Annotated in this window: 15 protein-coding genes and 1 pseudogene; 7 read left to right on the forward strand and 9 right to left on the reverse strand. The window is 37.6% G+C overall.

All coding sequences use genetic code 11. The features are described 5' to 3' along the window. Positions 1-47: 47 nt before the first annotated feature. From ACUN28_RS02985 to cydA, 3 genes are all read right to left on the reverse strand, one after another. Positions 48-1,406 carry an arsenic transporter gene (locus tag ACUN28_RS02985; protein WP_016085545.1) on the reverse strand — a complete coding sequence of 453 codons (1,359 nt, stop codon included), beginning with the start codon at positions 1,404-1,406 and terminating at the stop codon, positions 48-50. A gap of 328 nt (positions 1,407-1,734) precedes the next feature. After that, complete coding sequence (locus ACUN28_RS02990; protein ID WP_098405291.1) at positions 1,735-2,760, reverse strand: cytochrome d ubiquinol oxidase subunit II; 1,026 nt, start codon at positions 2,758-2,760, stop codon at positions 1,735-1,737. Continuing rightward, positions 2,753-4,108 (reverse strand): cytochrome ubiquinol oxidase subunit I, encoded by a 1,356-nt coding sequence (cydA, locus tag ACUN28_RS02995; RefSeq protein WP_016136041.1) that lies wholly within the window; start codon positions 4,106-4,108, stop codon positions 2,753-2,755. The genes ACUN28_RS02990 and cydA overlap by 8 nt, the downstream gene beginning before the upstream one ends. A gap of 254 nt (positions 4,109-4,362) precedes the next feature. Between cydA and ACUN28_RS03000 the strand changes: the two genes are divergently transcribed. Both ACUN28_RS03000 and ACUN28_RS03005 read left to right on the forward strand, forming a co-directional pair. Next, positions 4,363-4,512, forward strand: a complete 150-nt coding sequence (locus ACUN28_RS03000; protein WP_000283175.1) for a hypothetical protein — start codon at positions 4,363-4,365, stop codon at positions 4,510-4,512. A 90-nt stretch (positions 4,513-4,602) separates the two neighbouring features. Continuing rightward, on the forward strand, positions 4,603-5,685 hold the full coding sequence (locus ACUN28_RS03005; protein WP_016085548.1) for a hypothetical protein: 1,083 nt from the start codon (positions 4,603-4,605) through the stop codon (positions 5,683-5,685). A gap of 50 nt (positions 5,686-5,735) precedes the next feature. Here the strand turns inward: ACUN28_RS03005 and ACUN28_RS03010 are convergent, their stop codons facing one another. Further along, a complete protein-coding gene (locus ACUN28_RS03010; protein WP_016085549.1) occupies positions 5,736-6,620 on the reverse strand; it encodes a LysR family transcriptional regulator in 885 nt (294 codons plus the stop codon). A gap of 135 nt (positions 6,621-6,755) precedes the next feature. Here ACUN28_RS03010 and ACUN28_RS03015 point away from each other — a divergent pair, with 135 nt between their 5' ends. Continuing rightward, entirely contained in the window at positions 6,756-8,756 is a 2,001-nt protein-coding gene (locus ACUN28_RS03015) for a YhgE/Pip family protein (protein ID WP_098405292.1), read from the forward strand. Between the two features lie 40 nt (positions 8,757-8,796). On the opposite strand, the gene ACUN28_RS03020 is transcribed toward ACUN28_RS03015, so the two are convergent. The 3 genes from ACUN28_RS03020 to ACUN28_RS03030 all read right to left on the reverse strand — a co-directional run bounded on the left by ACUN28_RS03020 (position 8,797) and on the right by ACUN28_RS03030 (position 11,742). Next, positions 8,797-9,177, reverse strand: coding sequence for a VOC family protein (locus ACUN28_RS03020; RefSeq protein ID WP_016085551.1), 381 nt, complete (start codon positions 9,175-9,177; stop codon positions 8,797-8,799). Positions 9,178-9,219: 42 nt separating this feature from the next. Further along, the gene (locus tag ACUN28_RS03025) at positions 9,220-10,377 is read right to left on the reverse strand and encodes an acyltransferase (RefSeq protein ID WP_098405293.1); all 1,158 of its coding nucleotides are present in this window, start codon (positions 10,375-10,377) and stop codon (positions 9,220-9,222) included. Between the two features lie 147 nt (positions 10,378-10,524). Next, a complete protein-coding gene (locus ACUN28_RS03030) occupies positions 10,525-11,742 on the reverse strand; it encodes a dicarboxylate/amino acid:cation symporter (protein WP_016085553.1) in 1,218 nt (405 codons plus the stop codon). A 223-nt stretch (positions 11,743-11,965) separates the two neighbouring features. Between ACUN28_RS03030 and ACUN28_RS03035 the strand changes: the two genes are divergently transcribed. From ACUN28_RS03035 to ACUN28_RS03045, 3 genes are read left to right on the forward strand one after another with little or no spacing between them, the layout of a single operon-like run. After that, on the forward strand, positions 11,966-12,268 hold the full coding sequence (locus ACUN28_RS03035) for a PTS sugar transporter subunit IIB (protein WP_016079717.1): 303 nt from the start codon (positions 11,966-11,968) through the stop codon (positions 12,266-12,268). A 14-nt stretch (positions 12,269-12,282) separates the two neighbouring features. After that, positions 12,283-13,584, forward strand: coding sequence for a PTS cellobiose transporter subunit IIC (gene celB / locus ACUN28_RS03040; protein WP_098485653.1), 1,302 nt, complete (start codon positions 12,283-12,285; stop codon positions 13,582-13,584). A gap of 9 nt (positions 13,585-13,593) precedes the next feature. Next, positions 13,594-13,911 (forward strand): PTS lactose/cellobiose transporter subunit IIA, encoded by a 318-nt coding sequence (locus tag ACUN28_RS03045; RefSeq protein ID WP_016085555.1) that lies wholly within the window; start codon positions 13,594-13,596, stop codon positions 13,909-13,911. 110 nt (positions 13,912-14,021) lie between these two features. On the opposite strand, the gene speD is transcribed toward ACUN28_RS03045, so the two are convergent. Both speD and ACUN28_RS03055 read right to left on the reverse strand, forming a co-directional pair. Continuing rightward, complete coding sequence (gene speD, locus ACUN28_RS03050) at positions 14,022-14,393, reverse strand: adenosylmethionine decarboxylase (protein WP_016085556.1); 372 nt, start codon at positions 14,391-14,393, stop codon at positions 14,022-14,024. Positions 14,394-14,420: 27 nt separating this feature from the next. Next, positions 14,421-15,380, reverse strand: a pseudogene (locus ACUN28_RS03055) (polyamine aminopropyltransferase); the annotation flags it as partial. Between ACUN28_RS03055 and ACUN28_RS03060 the strand changes: the two are divergent. After that, positions 15,338-16,141: a hypothetical protein gene (locus ACUN28_RS03060; RefSeq protein WP_445423349.1), complete on the forward strand. Its 804-nt coding sequence runs from the start codon at positions 15,338-15,340 to the stop codon at positions 16,139-16,141. The pseudogene ACUN28_RS03055 and the gene ACUN28_RS03060 overlap by 43 nt on opposite strands. Positions 16,142-16,167 lie beyond the last annotated feature (26 nt).

Here is a 16,167-nt window from a genome sequence, read left to right on the forward strand (position 1 = left end):
ATAATCAGTGGGGGATGAAGAAAACCCCCACTGATTAAAGTTTCACTTTATAAGGCGAAGAAGAGGTGTACCCAGTAGTATAAGAGGAATAATGTGACGACTGTTGTGAGAGGAATGACGATAAGAGATACACTTAAATAGTCTTTCCATTTTACTTTAATCTTGTTTTGTTTCAGGATATACATCCAAATGAGGGAAGCTAGCGTACCGATTGGTAATAATAGTGAACCGATGTCACTACCAATAATGTTTGCGAGGTAGATAGTTTTTAATGTGACTGGGTCTAGTCCCATTTCTGTTAATGTGATTGTACCAATCATAAGTGCAGGATGGTTATTGAAGACGTTAGAGAGGAGAGAAACGAGTCCGCCCATTGCAAAGCTAGCGTAGAGTAGATGTTGACTTACAACTGGTTCAAGCCAATTTACAAGCGCCGCTGTTAACCCTGCGTTGTGAAGTCCGTAAATAATGACGTACATAGAGAAGGCGAAAATTAAAATGTGCCACGGTGTCTTTTTCAAAATGTCGACAGGATTTGTTCGTAAGTAGTACCATCTCCAGATGAGAAGAACGAGTGAACCGAGTACTGCAACAATTTCAATTGGGATAGATAAGAAGGATGCGACGAATAGAAGACAGCGCATAAGGAAGACGAAGCCTAATACTTTCAACATAAATCTTGTCCGTTTTTGTTTCGTATTAACAGAATTTTTTCCTTTTAACGGATGGAAGTTTTTTGTGAAGAATATTTCTTCGATATCATATGAAGAAACAGGTAATCTTTCTGGTAGTTTTTTCTTTAAAACTGTGTACATAAGCCATGACATAAACAATAGTCCTAGTGTTGCAGGTACAAACATCATAGCAGTATGCATATAAAGAGTCATATTCACGATATTTAATGCGATTAGGTTTACGATATTACTTACACCAATTGGTGCACTAGATGCAGTAGCGATTAAAGCACCGCTTAATAAATAAGGGATTTGTTGATGTGGTTTTAATTGAAGATTTTTTAGGAGAAGAATTAAAATTGGAGTTGTAATTAAAATACTACCGTCGTTATTAAATAAAAGAGTCATAAGAAAACATAATAATTGAATATACCAGTATAAACGGCGACCGGAGCCTTTTGCTAAATTTGCAAGTTTCGCTGCGGACCAGTGGAAGAAGCCGAAGCTTTCTAATATAACCGCCATAACGATGGTCGCTAATATTGTTATGGAGGCACCGCCAATTTTACTGATAATGTCCATGACGTCTGGCTTTGATACAAGTCCAGTAATCAGGATAATGCCAGCACCAATTGCTGCCGGCCACGCCTCATTTAAGCCACGAGGACGCCAAAAGACAACAATCATTGTTAAGAAGAATACAATAATAGTAATCCATATTTCAATGCTCATATTTTGCCTACCTTTCTATTTCCCTTGAACAAATGTAGCTTGTCTCAAGTTTATATTGATAGTATATTCAGCAAAAAATAAGAAGAACTAGACGTATAATGGAATGAAGTGAATATGTGTTTTTCAAGCTAAAGGACAAGTGTCCCTAATAGTGAAATAACTATCATGAGATGAGTCTATAAATTGTTGGGGCAGTAAGATAGTAAATGAAATTTATATCAACGATTATTGAAATATATCAGCGATTTTTAAAATATATCGATTTACCGCCAAAATATGACAAAAGGAGTCCATCCCAAAATACCTTTTGGAACAGACTCCCACTATATTATTTTTCCTTCAAAAAAGTTCGATCCTTCAAGAATAAATTCCAGAAGAAAATAAATCCTGGTAATAAAATTGCAATTCCAATTGCGTATAGAATAAGCAATGCATAGAATGTTTCTGTCGTTGTAAAGCTTGTAAATACAGTTACATCAGGATAAATAATATATGGTAAATGCGCGACACCATAAGCGTAACTTGCAAATGCATATTGAGCGACAACTGCTAAAACGGCAATGCGAGGGTATCCTAATGAGCCATACTTCTTGTTTGTCCACCAAAGAGAAGAGTACCCGATAACGAATAAAACGATAGAAGCTGTAAACCATGGGAATTGCTTTATTAGTCCTTGCATAAGCCAGTGTGTTTCTGGATCCATTACAACGAGGGCGATAATCGCCGTAACGAGTGTTGCAGGACCAAGGATGATAGCGTTTCTTCTATAAATTCTATACGAATCTTCTGAACCTTGCTCTCTCGCAAAATCAGCAAGAAAGAGAGAGGAAAGAAATAGTTCCGAAGTTAGTCCGAAGAGCATATAACAGTAGATAACCGGGCTAGAAAGAAGTTTTCCGTACAGGAGTACTTCTTTTCCTTCAGTCATTGTAATATAAGCCCCTTCTGTAACGGGTAAAACGGTAATTAATAAGGCTGGAATTAAGAGCCCCGTAATACCTGAAATAACCCGAAGGAGGTACTGATACTTTGGCAAAGAGTAAGCAAATACCATGAATGTACTGCGAATTGCGATGAGTATTAAAATTAACATAACTGGTACGAACATCACTGTCGCAAGGGTGAAAGCAGCTTTCGGAAAGAAACCGAGAAAAGCGACAACGACAAAGACGAGAAATGTATTTGTTACTTCCCAGGTTGGTGATAAGTATCGATTGGCAAGCTTAGCAGCGAGCGTTGGATGCTTTGCGTATACCATGCCCCAAAAACCTGCTCCAAAATCGATGGACCCTAATATACTGTATACGAAAATAAGAGCCCATAAGATGATGATTGCAATACTTTCCTCATGCACGAGAATCGCCTCCTTCTTGATGTAAATCATTCTTTAACGGATGTCTCTTAAAGAATGTCCGTAGTACAAAAACTGTTAAAATGCCGAGTCCAATATATAAAATGATGAATAGAATAAATAAAGGACCGACAAAATCAGCGCGTGTAGAGGCATCGACTGTACGTTGCATACCATAAATGGTCCACGGTTGACGACCACTACAGCTGAAAATCCACCCGAATTCAATACCGAGCATCATAACTGGCCCACATGCGGCAGCTCCCCAAAGAAGCCATTTCGGTAATTCTGCTCCTTTTTTTCGATAAACAAAGTACCAATATAAGAGGGCGATTGCTGCAACTGCAAAAGTAAAGGCAGCAGTGCCGACCATTAAGTTGAATAGTGTATGTGTGTAAAATGGTGGCCATGTTTCTTGTGGGAATTCCTTTAGCCCCTTGACGACAGTGCTAGGGTCTAGTCCCACTAGTAGGCTAAGCATGTTTGGAATTTCTAGTGCATAGTTTAGTTCAAGTGTGTTAGGATCTACAACCCCGCCAATTGATAACGGTGCATGTGACGTCGTTTCGAATAAAGCTTCAGCAGATGCAAGTTTTTCAGGGGAATGTTTATGTAAGGCGATCGCTGATTCGTGTCCCGAAAGCCACATCGTAGCACCTGTAATAAATGTCACGACCAGTCCTAACAGTAGTCCCTTTTTATGATACGCCACTTCACGTTCACTTAAATTCTTCTTTAATAATTTAAATCCAGCGATAGAGGCAATGACAGCTGCTCCAGTTGCATAGGCTGTAATCACAACATGGAATGCGCTTGTGCCAAAACTCGGATTAAAGAAAGCTTTCCACGGATCAACGTTAAAAACTGATCCATCTGGATCCATTGAAAAGCCTGCGGGTGTATTCATCCATGTATTTGCGGATGTAATAAGCACGGCGGATGCCGTGGCACCAATCATGACGAAGAATAACGAAATTAATCTCATGAATGGAGGTAGTTTGTCAGCTGCATATACATAAATGGACATGAACAAAGCCTCTAAAAAGAAGGCGAAAATCTCAATTTGAAAGGGAACAGAAATAACCTGCCCAACAATTTTGGCAAAACCAGGCCAAAGAAGTGAAATTTGCACACCAACAATTGTTCCAGTTGGAATTGCTACACCGAGAAGGATGGCAAACGCCTTTGTCCATCTTTTCGCCATAATGGCGTAGTCGGAATCTTTCTTCCAGTGATAGAGTATTTCACTTATAAAAATCATTAATGAAAGCCCGACACCAAGTGTTGCAAAGATAATGTGGAATGCTAATGAAGAACCAAAAAATGCTCTTGCTAGTGTTACCGTATCCATATGTAAACTCCTCTTCTTTTTTGCCATTATTTTCTGATTGAATTGGAAGATTTATTCAAAAAAACTACCAAAAATATATATGTATTTAAAAAGTGGATATGGTAATATAATGTTTGAATATTCTAAATAGAAAGAAGTTAATATTTGATAATATTTTGTTTGTTTTTTAGTAAGGAATATTTTATAATCTTTTATGCGAACATAAGTTCTGTTTTCGAGTTGAAGAAGTTTATGTGAAATGGAGAGGATGTTTTATGTATCCTGAAGTCATTAAAAAGATGGCATTTTCAAAAGAGCATAGAGATTTATTATTGAAGCTGTATAATAAAGAGATTACGCGTCGTGAATATGATCGCCTCGTGGAATCGCTATATAGACCTTCTAAAGAGGCTTACGAGGGATAAAGTGAGGGAGACAATCTAATAGATTGTCTTTTTTTAATTGACGTATGTTCTGTTAAAATTAAGGTTAGCCTGAATAAGGAGGTGAAAAGATTGCGGAAACGTTTATATATAGGGATTGGGGTTATTCTCTTAATCGCTTTAGGTGGAATTGTATTTTGGTCAGCTTTGCAAGGAAACCGTACAGAACATTTTATTTTAAGACATATGGTGAATGAAAATGGGACGCTTGCTACCTATCGTTTAGGGTATACAAAAGCTGGCACGGGTGAAGCGAAAGGCCGTGAAGCTTTATCAGAATCGGCAGGACTGTGGCTACAATATACATTGGATAAAGACGATCAAGCGTTATTCGATGAACAAGTTAAGGTTATTCAAAATAACTTTGTACATAAGGATCAAATTGTTTTATGGAAAATCTCTGAAAAGGGAGAAATGCAGTCAGCTACAAATGCACTTATAGATGACCTTCGTATTATAGAACAATTATATCGTGCTTATGAAATGTATAAGGAAGAGCGCTATAAAAATCTTGCAGATCAATTGAGTGATGCTGTACTTCGTTACAATAGGAAAGGTAATTATTACGTTGATTATTATGATGCAGATGCAGGCAAACAAAATAATTTTGTAACTACATCATACATAAATCCACACGCATTTTCGTATATGAAAAAGTATGGAAAAGTTTCTGATCAGCAATATCAGGACGTCGTTCAATTTTTAGCGGATTACCCAAGGCATGGCTGGGCGTTCCCAAAAGAGTATAAAGAAGATGGTACATTTACGTACGATAAAGAAGTGAATCTTATTGATCAATCATATGTTGCATATCATCGTAGTTTAGGTGGTCTTTCATCCGATGCTTATATGGAATTTATAAAGAAGAAATTTCAGGAGGATGGAAAGTTATATGGTCGTTACAATTTAGAAACGGGAAAACAAACTGTGAAGTATGAATCGCCAGCCGCTTACGGATTAACGATTTTGTACATACTACAAACAGGCGATACGAAGTTTGCGAAGGAATTGTATGATCATATGTCGACATTCCGAAATGATAACGTATTTAGTAGATATTACGGTGGATACGTAACAGGCGAAAATAATAATACGCATATTTTCGATAACGTACTACCACTGTTAGCTGAAATGGAATTAGAGAAGAGTGAATAATAGAAGGTGCCACCATATGAGGATGGCACCTTTTATTTGTTGATATAATTTTACGTCCTAATATTGGAGAAGTAATGAATCACAAATTTACGAAATTGCTGAGCAGTTTTCGATAAGTAGCGTTTCTTCGACCAACTTAAGCCGATAGTTCGCTCGCAATTTGGTTCAATAATACGTAACTTATTTAGTGCTAAAGTAGAGTTTTTTAATAAAGTTAAACTTGGGACAAAAGCGATGCCGAGGCCTTGCTTAATAAGGTCGCTAATCACGGTTGGTTCATCTACTTCAAAAGCGATATGTGGAGTGAAGCCAGCTTCTTTACAAAATTCATCTGTTAAGTGCCGAAATCCATAACCAGTGTTCATACTAATAAACGGTTCGTCTTTTACTTCATGTAGATAGATACTTTCACGTCCTGATAAACGATGACCTGAAGGGACGACTAAGAAAATTTCTTCTGTAATAAGTGGTTCCCAAATAATCTCCTCGCCTTCGATTGGCACAGAAGAAATGCAAAAGTCGATTTCTATATTATCTAGTTGTCGTTTCATAGAAGGAGTAGATGCGAGAAACTGTTGGAATCGAACGTTAGGATGTTCTAGTAAAAAAGAACCGAGTAGTTCTGGTAATATTCTCGGGATAGAAACTGCCAGTGTAATAGAGCTTTGTTGTAATTCAGCTAAATCTTTAATTTCTCGTTCGCCTTCACTTAATTCATGAAAAATGCGCTCTACTCGTTTTAAAAATACTTTTCCAAAAGAGTTTAATGTAATCTGCCGACCTTGACGATCAAATAATGGGACGCCTAAGTCCTTTTCTAATCTAGCAATTGTTTTGCTGAGCGAAGGTTGCGCGATATGCAATTCTTCCGCGGCTTTTGTCATATGTTCTAATCGTGCGACTGTCTGAAAGTATTTTAATTGAAGAAGTTCCATTTTGACTCTCCTTTCTATAGACCAAAAGGAATGAATTGATAATTAAAGATGTATTATACAGTATGGAAAGTGACGTGTATAGTAAATCTGTTAAACCATTCTAATGGTGTTAAATTAGGAGAAGGAGTATGTTTCATGAAAGGAATTCAACTTATATTTAAAGATTGGAAAGCGATGTGGCACCATAAACATGGGCGTATCGCTTTAATTTTTTTGTTAATCGTTCCTTTAATTTATTCAGGATTCTTTTTAGCTGGATATTGGGATCCATATGGACGGTTAGATAAATTACCGGTTGCGGTTGTGAATTTAGATAAGGGTGCTGCAATGGATGAGAAAACAATTCATGCAGGAGACGATTTTGTTAAAAATTTAAAAGAGAACAAGGAATTAGCTTTTCATTTCGTATCAGCAAAAAATGCTGATGAAGGGTTAAAAGAAGATAAGTATTATATGGTTGTTACGATTCCAGAGGATTTCTCTAAAAAGGTAAGTACGCTTATGGATGAGAAACCAGAGCCGGCACAATTGCAGTACAAAGTAAATCCAGGTAAAAACTTTGTAGCAGCTCAAATTGGAACGACAGCTGTGGAAAATATGAAAACAAAAATCTCAAATAGTATTACGAAATCTTATACAGAAGGTGTCTTTTCAAAGTTTCAAGACTTAGCACAAGGATTGGGTGATGCAAGTAATGGTGCGGAGAAGTTACATGAAGGAACGGTAGATGCAAGAAATGGAGCAAATGAGCTTGCAGGTGGTATTCATCGTTTAAGTGACGGGACATCAAAAGTGAAAGAGGGAAGTGACAAGCTTGCGTCTAGCCAATCAGCCTTAACTGGGGGAGCAAACGAGCTGAGTAAAGGAGCGACATCACTTCATAGTGGTATGGAGTTATTAGCGCAAGGTGAAAAAACATTACAATCAGGAGTTAGTGAATTAAGTGCTGGTACAAATGAATGGGTGAACGGAAGTGAGAAACTTGCTGAAGGGCAAGTGAAAGCGGACAATGCAGCAAATAGTGTAAAACAACAATTAGAAGAGTACGTGAAAAGTCATCCAGAAGTGCAGCAAGATCCTGCTTTTCAAAAAATCGTTGCTACTTCTAATGGATTAGCTAAAGCAACAAACGCTTTAAATGGTGGCCAACAACAATTGACGCAAGGTGCGAAGAAGCTTGCGGATGGTCAGCATAAGATTGAAGAAGGTATGAATACATTCGGAGTTAAGTTAAATGAAGCTACTGCTGGAACGAAAAAGATAGCAGATGGTGCTTCGAATTTAGCAGATGGATTTACGAAGTGGGGAAATGGATTTACATCCCTGCAAGAAGGTGTAAATCATCTTGCAAGTGGCGGAACAGAGCTGAATCACGGGGCTGATCAGTTAACGAACGGACTTGTTAAACTTGACGATGGTGCGAAAGAACTTTCTACGAAATTAGGAGAGGGCGCAGAGAAGATAGCGGATGTTCGCAATGATGATGCACGCAATACGATGTTCTCAGAACCGGTTCAATTAGTAAAGTCAACAGTTTCTGACGTGCCTAACTACGGTTCAGGTATTGCACCATACTTCTTATCACTTGCATTTTATGTTGGCGGAATTATGGCTTCGAATATTTTACCGCTTGGTCGTAGACAGAATATGAAGGTAAGCGGAACGGTACATTTTATTAATAAACTAGGATTAGTATATGTAATTGGACTTATTCAAGCATTACTTGTGGATGTGGTTGTGCTAGGAGTTATGAAATTAGAAGTTGCAAGTGTGTCACTCTTTGTTTTATCAAGTATTGTTATTTCCTTTACGTTCATGACATTTATCCTTATGTTAGTAACGGTATTTGGTCTTGTTGGGAAGTTCGCAGCGGTAACGCTTCTCGTATTACAATTAGCTACGAGCGGGGGGACTTTCCCAGGAGAGTTAAACATAGCTGTTCTTAGCAAAATTGGACAGTTTCTCCCAATGTCTCATTCTCTTAGAGGATTACAAGATGTTATCTCTTTAGGAGATTGGTCGCAATTACAAACGCAAATTTTAATATTGTTATGCTACCTCGTTGTTGCCGGCGGAATTGCTTGGATCACGAGCCATATACAGCATAGGGAAACGAATGCGGAACAAGTTTCTTAAAATGAAAAAAAGCTATCCGATTTTTCCGGATAGCTTTTTCTTATTTCTTTTCCATTACCGCAAAGTAATTGTTTTCATTATCAGCAAAGTTGAATGCTCTACCTGTAGGTAAGTCTACAACTTGTCCAACGGTAACGTTTTTCTCAGAAAGATCTTTATACAATTGATCTAAGTTATTAGAGAAGAACATAAGTGAAGGTGTATTTAAATTTAATTCAGGTTGCATCTTCGCAATTAACGCTTTATCGTGAAGGACGATGCTTGTGCCTGATTCTTTCGTTGGTGCAATTTCAATCCAGCGAAACCCTTGTCCGTTATTTTCTTCCGCAATAATTTGGAATCCTACTGTCTCAGTCCAAAATTGTACCGCTTCATCTTGATTATTTACATATAACATAATTTGTCCAATTTGATTAATCATAGGTGCGTCCTACTTTCTTTTCTTGTATGGAATTCTATTATATCAAAGATATGGTTTGAATACCTTTTCGTGATTTTTCCGAAGTACAACCTTCGCCCATTTCACATTTGTTGTAGGAGAAGGCCCTGTAATCCACGTATGAAGTGGTAGTGTACTGCAAATAACCATTGCTGAAATCGAGATTGTGGCCGTTATTGTAAATAATAATAAGCTATATAATATTGTGTTTTCTTGCAGTGTAAATAAAGAAAGAAATTTTGTACATAGTTGTAAGAAGAAAAAGTGAGCTAAATAAGCACCATATGTGTAATTCCCGATAAATCGTAAAGCTTTATACAAGAAACCGCGTCGCTGTACGATTGTAATAGACAGAACGTAAAGTATGATAATTTCGCATACAATATATAAAAACATAGACGGTTTTAAATAAGTCGAAACGGTTAAATGAATAGAGTTTGCTCCGTAAAAACTAAATAACTCATAGTTGATGAATAAAAATAAGATGAAAAATAATATTGTGATAAGCGGGATATGTTTCATGACAAATGTACGCCACGTTTTTAGTGCGACAGCAGCGATTCCTCCCATGACGAAATAGAACGAGTAGAAGAAGAAGGAACGATCTGTATAATGTAAAATGGTTGAGCTAGTCAATTTCTCTCCATTAAAAATGTAGTGCGAAGAATACCACATTAAGAGGAAATATAGACAAGCAAAGATGGTCATATATTTATATATGTCTTTTTTATTTTCTGTCCGTTTTTGAAACCAATAAAACAGTGTGCACAGCAAAGGGAACAATAAATGAATTTGGAACATCATAATCACGTACCAAAGATGAGGCGCGGCTGTTCCGAGTAATAAACTTTTTATTCCGCTTTGTAGTGTAATCATATCGTTTGTTGTTAATAAGTAAAGAATAGACCAGAAGAAATAAGGAATGAGTAAATGTGCGGCTTTTTCATAAATATATTCTGTGTAGGCTAGTTGTTTTGTATATTGCCGAATTAAGTGAAAGCCGACGATAAATATGAATGCAGGTGCTGAAAATTTTGCAAGGTTAAATAGCATGCCCATAATGAGGGATTGCTCAAGTAAGACATTTCCTTGATTCATTGTATATAATAAGGAACTTTGCAAAACGACAGCAAGGAATGCAATGCTTTGCAAAACTTTAAATTCTGGTGCGCTTTGTGTCATCGTGTCCATCTCCTTTTCCATACATGATTATAGTACGGAGAATGGATAATGGATGTGGAATATTTGTGAAGATTATAACAAATTTGTGGCGGAATGGATTAACAACAAGAAAGAGGATGCTCGTTAGAAGCATCCTCTTTCTATTTATTAAGCAAATTTGTTTTTAATCCAGTTCTTACCTTCTACAAGGCGAGCTGTCATTACGGCACAAGCGTTATCTGCTGTTACGTTTAACATCGTTGCAGGAGGGTCAATGATTGTACTAATTGCTGCGATAATTGGCAATGCTTCTGGCGGGAAGCCGTATAGAGAAACGATTAACATTTCACCAATCATACCGCCGCCTGGAATAGCGCCCATTACTGTTCCGACTAATAGAGAAACAACAAGTGCGATTGCTAATGTCTTCGGTCCTTCAAATTCCATGTTGAAAATACCGAATAAGAAAGCAATTTTTAATACGCCGCCTAGAACAGAGCCGTCTTTATGAAGTGTAGATCCAAGAAGGACAACTGTTTCACGAACGTCAGAAGAAATACCCATTTTCTTCGTTGCTTCTAAGTTCGCTGGAATACTTGCGGCACTACTACAAGTTGCAAGAGATGTAACTGTAGGAGAGACCATGTTCTTCCAAAATAATTGTACACCTTGCTTGCGACCTGCAAGGTATGCATAGAACGTAAAGAATACAAAGAAGTAAATTAGAGACGCTGGATAGTATACCATCGCTGCTCGGAAGTAAGTTCCAAGAAGTTGTGGTCCGAATTCACCAACTAATGCTGCGAAGTAAGCAGCAAGTCCGATTGGAGCGTAGTACATAATGAAAGATACAACTTTCATTGAAATTTCTGCACCAGCTTGTAAGAATGTAGCGAATGGTTTTCCTTTTTCACCAACTGCTGAAGTTGCCACTCCCATTAAGATAGAGAAGAAAATAAGAGCTAACATATTTTCACGAGATAGTAACTTCGAGAAGTCAGATACTGTTAGAATACCGACGATTTGATCTGCAACACTAACTGCTTTTTCAGCTTTGTCAGGTTGTGTTAGTTCTAATACAACACCTTGTGCTGGCGGGAATACTTTCACGACAATAATCATAAAAATAGCAGCTAAAATACTCGTAAATAAGAAAGTTCCAGCCATACTAGACATAATTTTACCGAAACGTTTTAATCCATCCATATTAGCAATAGATGACGCGATGCTAAAGAACACTAACGGTACAACAATCGTAAACATTAAGTTTAAGAAAATGTCACCAAGCGGCTTTAAAGCAACTGCATCGGCACCCATGAAATAACCAATGAAACCACCAATTAGGATAGAAGATAATAAAATAAGCGGAAAGCGATATGCCTTCATAAATATATCCTCCTATCAATTAAAAAAATCATACTGAATTATTATAGCGAGTTAGAGTCCTCTTTACTAGGAAAATACCGATTGATGGAATAGCGTGAAAACCGAGAAATTTTTGTTTTTAAGCTCGGCATACAGCAGGAAATCTAGACATATATATTTGTAACCTAGTGGTGGCAAGCGATGCACCGTAACTTAGGTTTGGAAAAAGGGGGAGGGAAAAGGGATGAATATTTTGCTTTGCTGTGCAGCGGGAATGTCTTCCAGTTTGATTGTAACAAAAATGGAGAAAGCAGCAGAGGCAAGAGGGATAGAGGTAAAGATTTGGGCAGTATCCGGTTCTGAAGTGAATAGTCATATTGATAAAGCTGATGTACTTTTACTTGGACCGCAAGTACGTTATTTATTACCGAAAATGAAAGAATTATGTAAGGAGAAAGGGATACCTGTTGATGTCATTCAATCCGTCCATTACGGGCTTTGCAATGGAGAAGCTATCTTGCAAGCAGCTTTGTCAATGAAACCATGAGGAGAGTGGGATAGATGATACGGTTTTTAGAGAAATATGTAATGCCAGTAGCAGGGAAGGTTGCAGAGCAGAGGCATTTACAAGCAATTCGTGATGGAATTATTTTGACGATGCCTTTCTTAATTATTGGATCATTTTTCCTTATCATTAGTGCTTTACCAATACCAGGGTACAATGATTTTATGGCAGGTTTGTTTGGGGAGAATTGGCAGAGGGCTTTGGGGTATCCAGTTAGTGCAACTTTTAATATAATGGCTTTAATAGCTGTTTTTGGAATCGCTTACAGACTTGGGGAATATTATAAAGTGGACGCTTTAGCATCCGGGGCATTGTCGCTTGTGACGTTTTTACTTGCGACGCCATTTCAAGTCGCATATATTATACCAAGTACAAAAGAGAGTGTACTTGTAGAAGGTGCTATCCCAGCAGCATTAATGGGAAGCCAAGGGTTGTTTGTAGCAATGATTATTGCACTTATATCTACTGAACTTTATCGGTTTATTGTACAAAAAAAGATAATTATAAAGATGCCAGAGACAGTTCCACCAGCTGTGACGCGTTCATTTGCGGCACTTGTTCCGGGATTCATTGTGGTAACGGTTATTTGGATTTTACGCTTAATTATAGAAAATACTTCTTTTGGCAGTATCCATAATATTGTAGGGCAAATTTTACAAGAACCACTTAGTGTACTTGGTGCTAGTCTTTGGGGCGCAATATTAGCAGTTATTCTCGTTCATGTTCTTTGGTCGTGTGGAATTCATGGTGCTACTATTGTTGGTGGTGTAATGAGCCCTGTTTGGTTGTCGTTAATGGATCAAAATCGAGTTGCTTTTCAAGCAGGGCAAGATGTACCAAATACGATTACCGCACAGTTTTTTGATTTATGGATTTATATGGGCGGTTCCGGTGCAACACTTGCTTTAGTTGTAGGAATGTTACTATTTGCGCGAAGTCAGCAATTAAAAAGTTTAGGGAGATTGTCAATTGCGCCTGGCATATTTAATATTAATGAGATGGTAACTTTTGGTATGCCGATTGTAATGAACCCAATTTTATTAATTCCATTTATATTGGTTCCAGTTGTGTTAACAATTGTTTCCTACTTTGCAATGGAATGGGGATTAGTTGCTCGCCCGAGTGGAGCTGCTGTGCCTTGGACGACACCAATTCTATTTAGTGGATATTTAGGATCGGGCGGGAAAATTTCAGGTGTTGTTTTACAACTTGTTAACTTTGCGCTTGCATTCTTCATTTATTTACCGTTCTTAAAAATATGGGATAAACAAAAAGTGGCGGAAGAAAAGGGGGAGTAAAGAACTAAAATGGATACGATAGAAACGAAGGCTTTTCATTTAATTTTGCATGGGGGAAATGCGAGAAGTTGTTCAATGGAAGCAATTGATTGCGCAAAGCGTGGAGAATTTACAGAAGCAGAAGCGAAATTACAAGAAGCGTTAGAGGAATTAAAAGAGGCGCACCGTGTACAAACGGATCTCATACAGAAAGAAGCTGGTGGTGAAAAGACCGAAGTTACCCTTCTGATGGTGCACGCGCAAGATCATTTAATGAATGCGATTACGGTGAAGGAATTAGCGAGTGAATTTGTAGAATTATATAGGAAGATGTCAGTGGCTGAATGAACCTTGCGTATGCAAGGTTTTTTTATGTATATGTCTGTACCATCAGTGGAATGTTCGTTCCACTGATGGTATTTACAATCCTCCTTTTTACAAATGAGTAAGATTAATATTTAATCGACAGTAACAATTTCTCCTGTACCACGAATTAGTTTTTTTATATGCATCTCATTTGGTTTTAATAAACTTACGATATAATCAATTGCTATTTGCGGTTCAACGGTCGTACCGCAAGTATAACAGTCGATGGCTGCAAAGTTTTTTTCTGGATAAGTGTGAATAGAAAGGTGGCTTTCTGATAGTAAAACTAAAACAGTAACACCATGCGGATCGAATTCTTTTGTACTTACGTTTAAAACATGGGCACCAGAGCGATCGGCAGCGTTAACTAAATGATATTCTAAAAAGTGAATATCATCTAATAGGGAAAAATCCACTCCCCATAAATCTACTATTATATGCTTACCGAAAGTAGAATATTCCATAAAGTGGCACTCCTTACTATAGTATCGTCAAAACTCCATTTCCGTTTTGTAACATTGATGTAGGATAAGATTGGATTCTGAGTTTAGAAGAGCGAGATTACGTTGTTCTAAATGTTCTTCTTTAAATTGAAATAAAGGAGCAAGAAGAGAAGGCAATGTTCGAGGAGTTGGTACTACGTATAATTGTTCAATTTGATTGAGTACATGTGAGGAGTTAGCAGCAATATGAAATCCCCAGTCAGTTCCGAAAGAAGGAACAATGATATGATAGCTTTTTGCAGTTAATCCGGCATTTTCAATTGTATTACCGATACTCCAATATACAAGAGGTGCATCAGCAGGTGAATTAGATTGGCAGACGAAAGCACCATCTTCTGTTAAGAACGTAGCTATACGAGCAAAAAGTTCGCTTGTATATAAAGTACTTAAAACTTCTGTTGCTGGATCAGGAAAATCAATAATAATTACATCGTATAAGGATGAAGGAGAATTTAGAAATTCTTTCGCATCGCATGCGTGCACATTCACACGATTATCAAAAAAAGCATTTTTGTTTAAGGATACTATTTCTGGAACATTACGTGCCATATTAATCATTGCCTCGTCTAAATCAACAAGGTCTACATGTAGCACAGTTTCATATTTCAAAACTTCCCGTAAAGCAAGCCCATCGCCGCCACCTAATATGAGGACACGTTTTGGATCAATAACTTTAGACATGATTGGATGTACAAGCGCTTCATGATAAATTTGCTCATCAATGGAACTAAATTGTAGTTGGTTGTCCAAATATAAACGAACATCGCTTACTTGTAGCAAATTAATATTTTGATAATTACTTTTTTCTTCAAATAAATTTGTATGCTCACCAGCTTGTATTTCTTTTAGGGAAATTTCATCCCATATATCTAAGTTATGTGAATTTGTTTCTATTGTAGGCTCAAATGGTGTTTGCTTGTCTTGTTTATCTTGCTTGTCTTGTTTATCTTATTATATATATATTATATATATATATATATATATATATATATATATATATATATTTTTCTCATATATATACACACACACACACAGAGAGGGAGGGGAGGAGGGGAGGGGAGGAGGGGAAGGAGAAGAAGAGGGCAGAAGGAGAAGAAGAGGAGAAGAAGAGGGAGGAAGAAGGAGAGGAGAGAAGGACAGAGGGAGGGAGGAGAGAAGGAGGAGAAGAAGAGAAGGACAGAGAAGGAGGAGAGGAGAGAAGAGAGGAGGAGAGAAGAGGACAGGGGAAGGAGGGGAGGAGAGGAGAAGAAGAGGGGAAGGAAGGAGAAGAAAGGAGAAGAAAGGAGAAGAAAGAGAAGAAAGAGAAGAAAGGACAGAGGGGAAGGAGAAGAAAGGACAAGAGGACAGAGAGGGGAAGAAAGGACAGAGGGGAAGAAAGAGAAGGAGAAGGAGGGGAAGGAAAGAAGAAAGAAGAGAGAAAGAAAGAGAAGAGAAAGAAAGAGAAGAAGAAGAGAAGAAAGAAGAAGAAAGAGAAGAAAGAAGAAGAAAGAGAAGAAGAGAAGAAGAAAGAAAGAGAAGAAAGAAGAGAAGAAAGAGAAGAAAGAGAAGAAAGAGAAGAAAGAGAAGAAAGAAGAAGAAAGAAGAAAGAGAAGAAAGAGAAGAAAGAAGAAGAGAGGAGAAGAAGGGGAAGAAAGAGAAGAAAGAAAGAAAGGGAAGGAAGGAGAGAGAGAGAGGAAGGAAGGAAGGAAGGAAGGAGGAAGGAAGGCTAGTTTTTATTTATTTATCATATTTATTT

The sequence above is a fragment of the Bacillus sp. WC2507 genome (assembly GCF_052656125.1).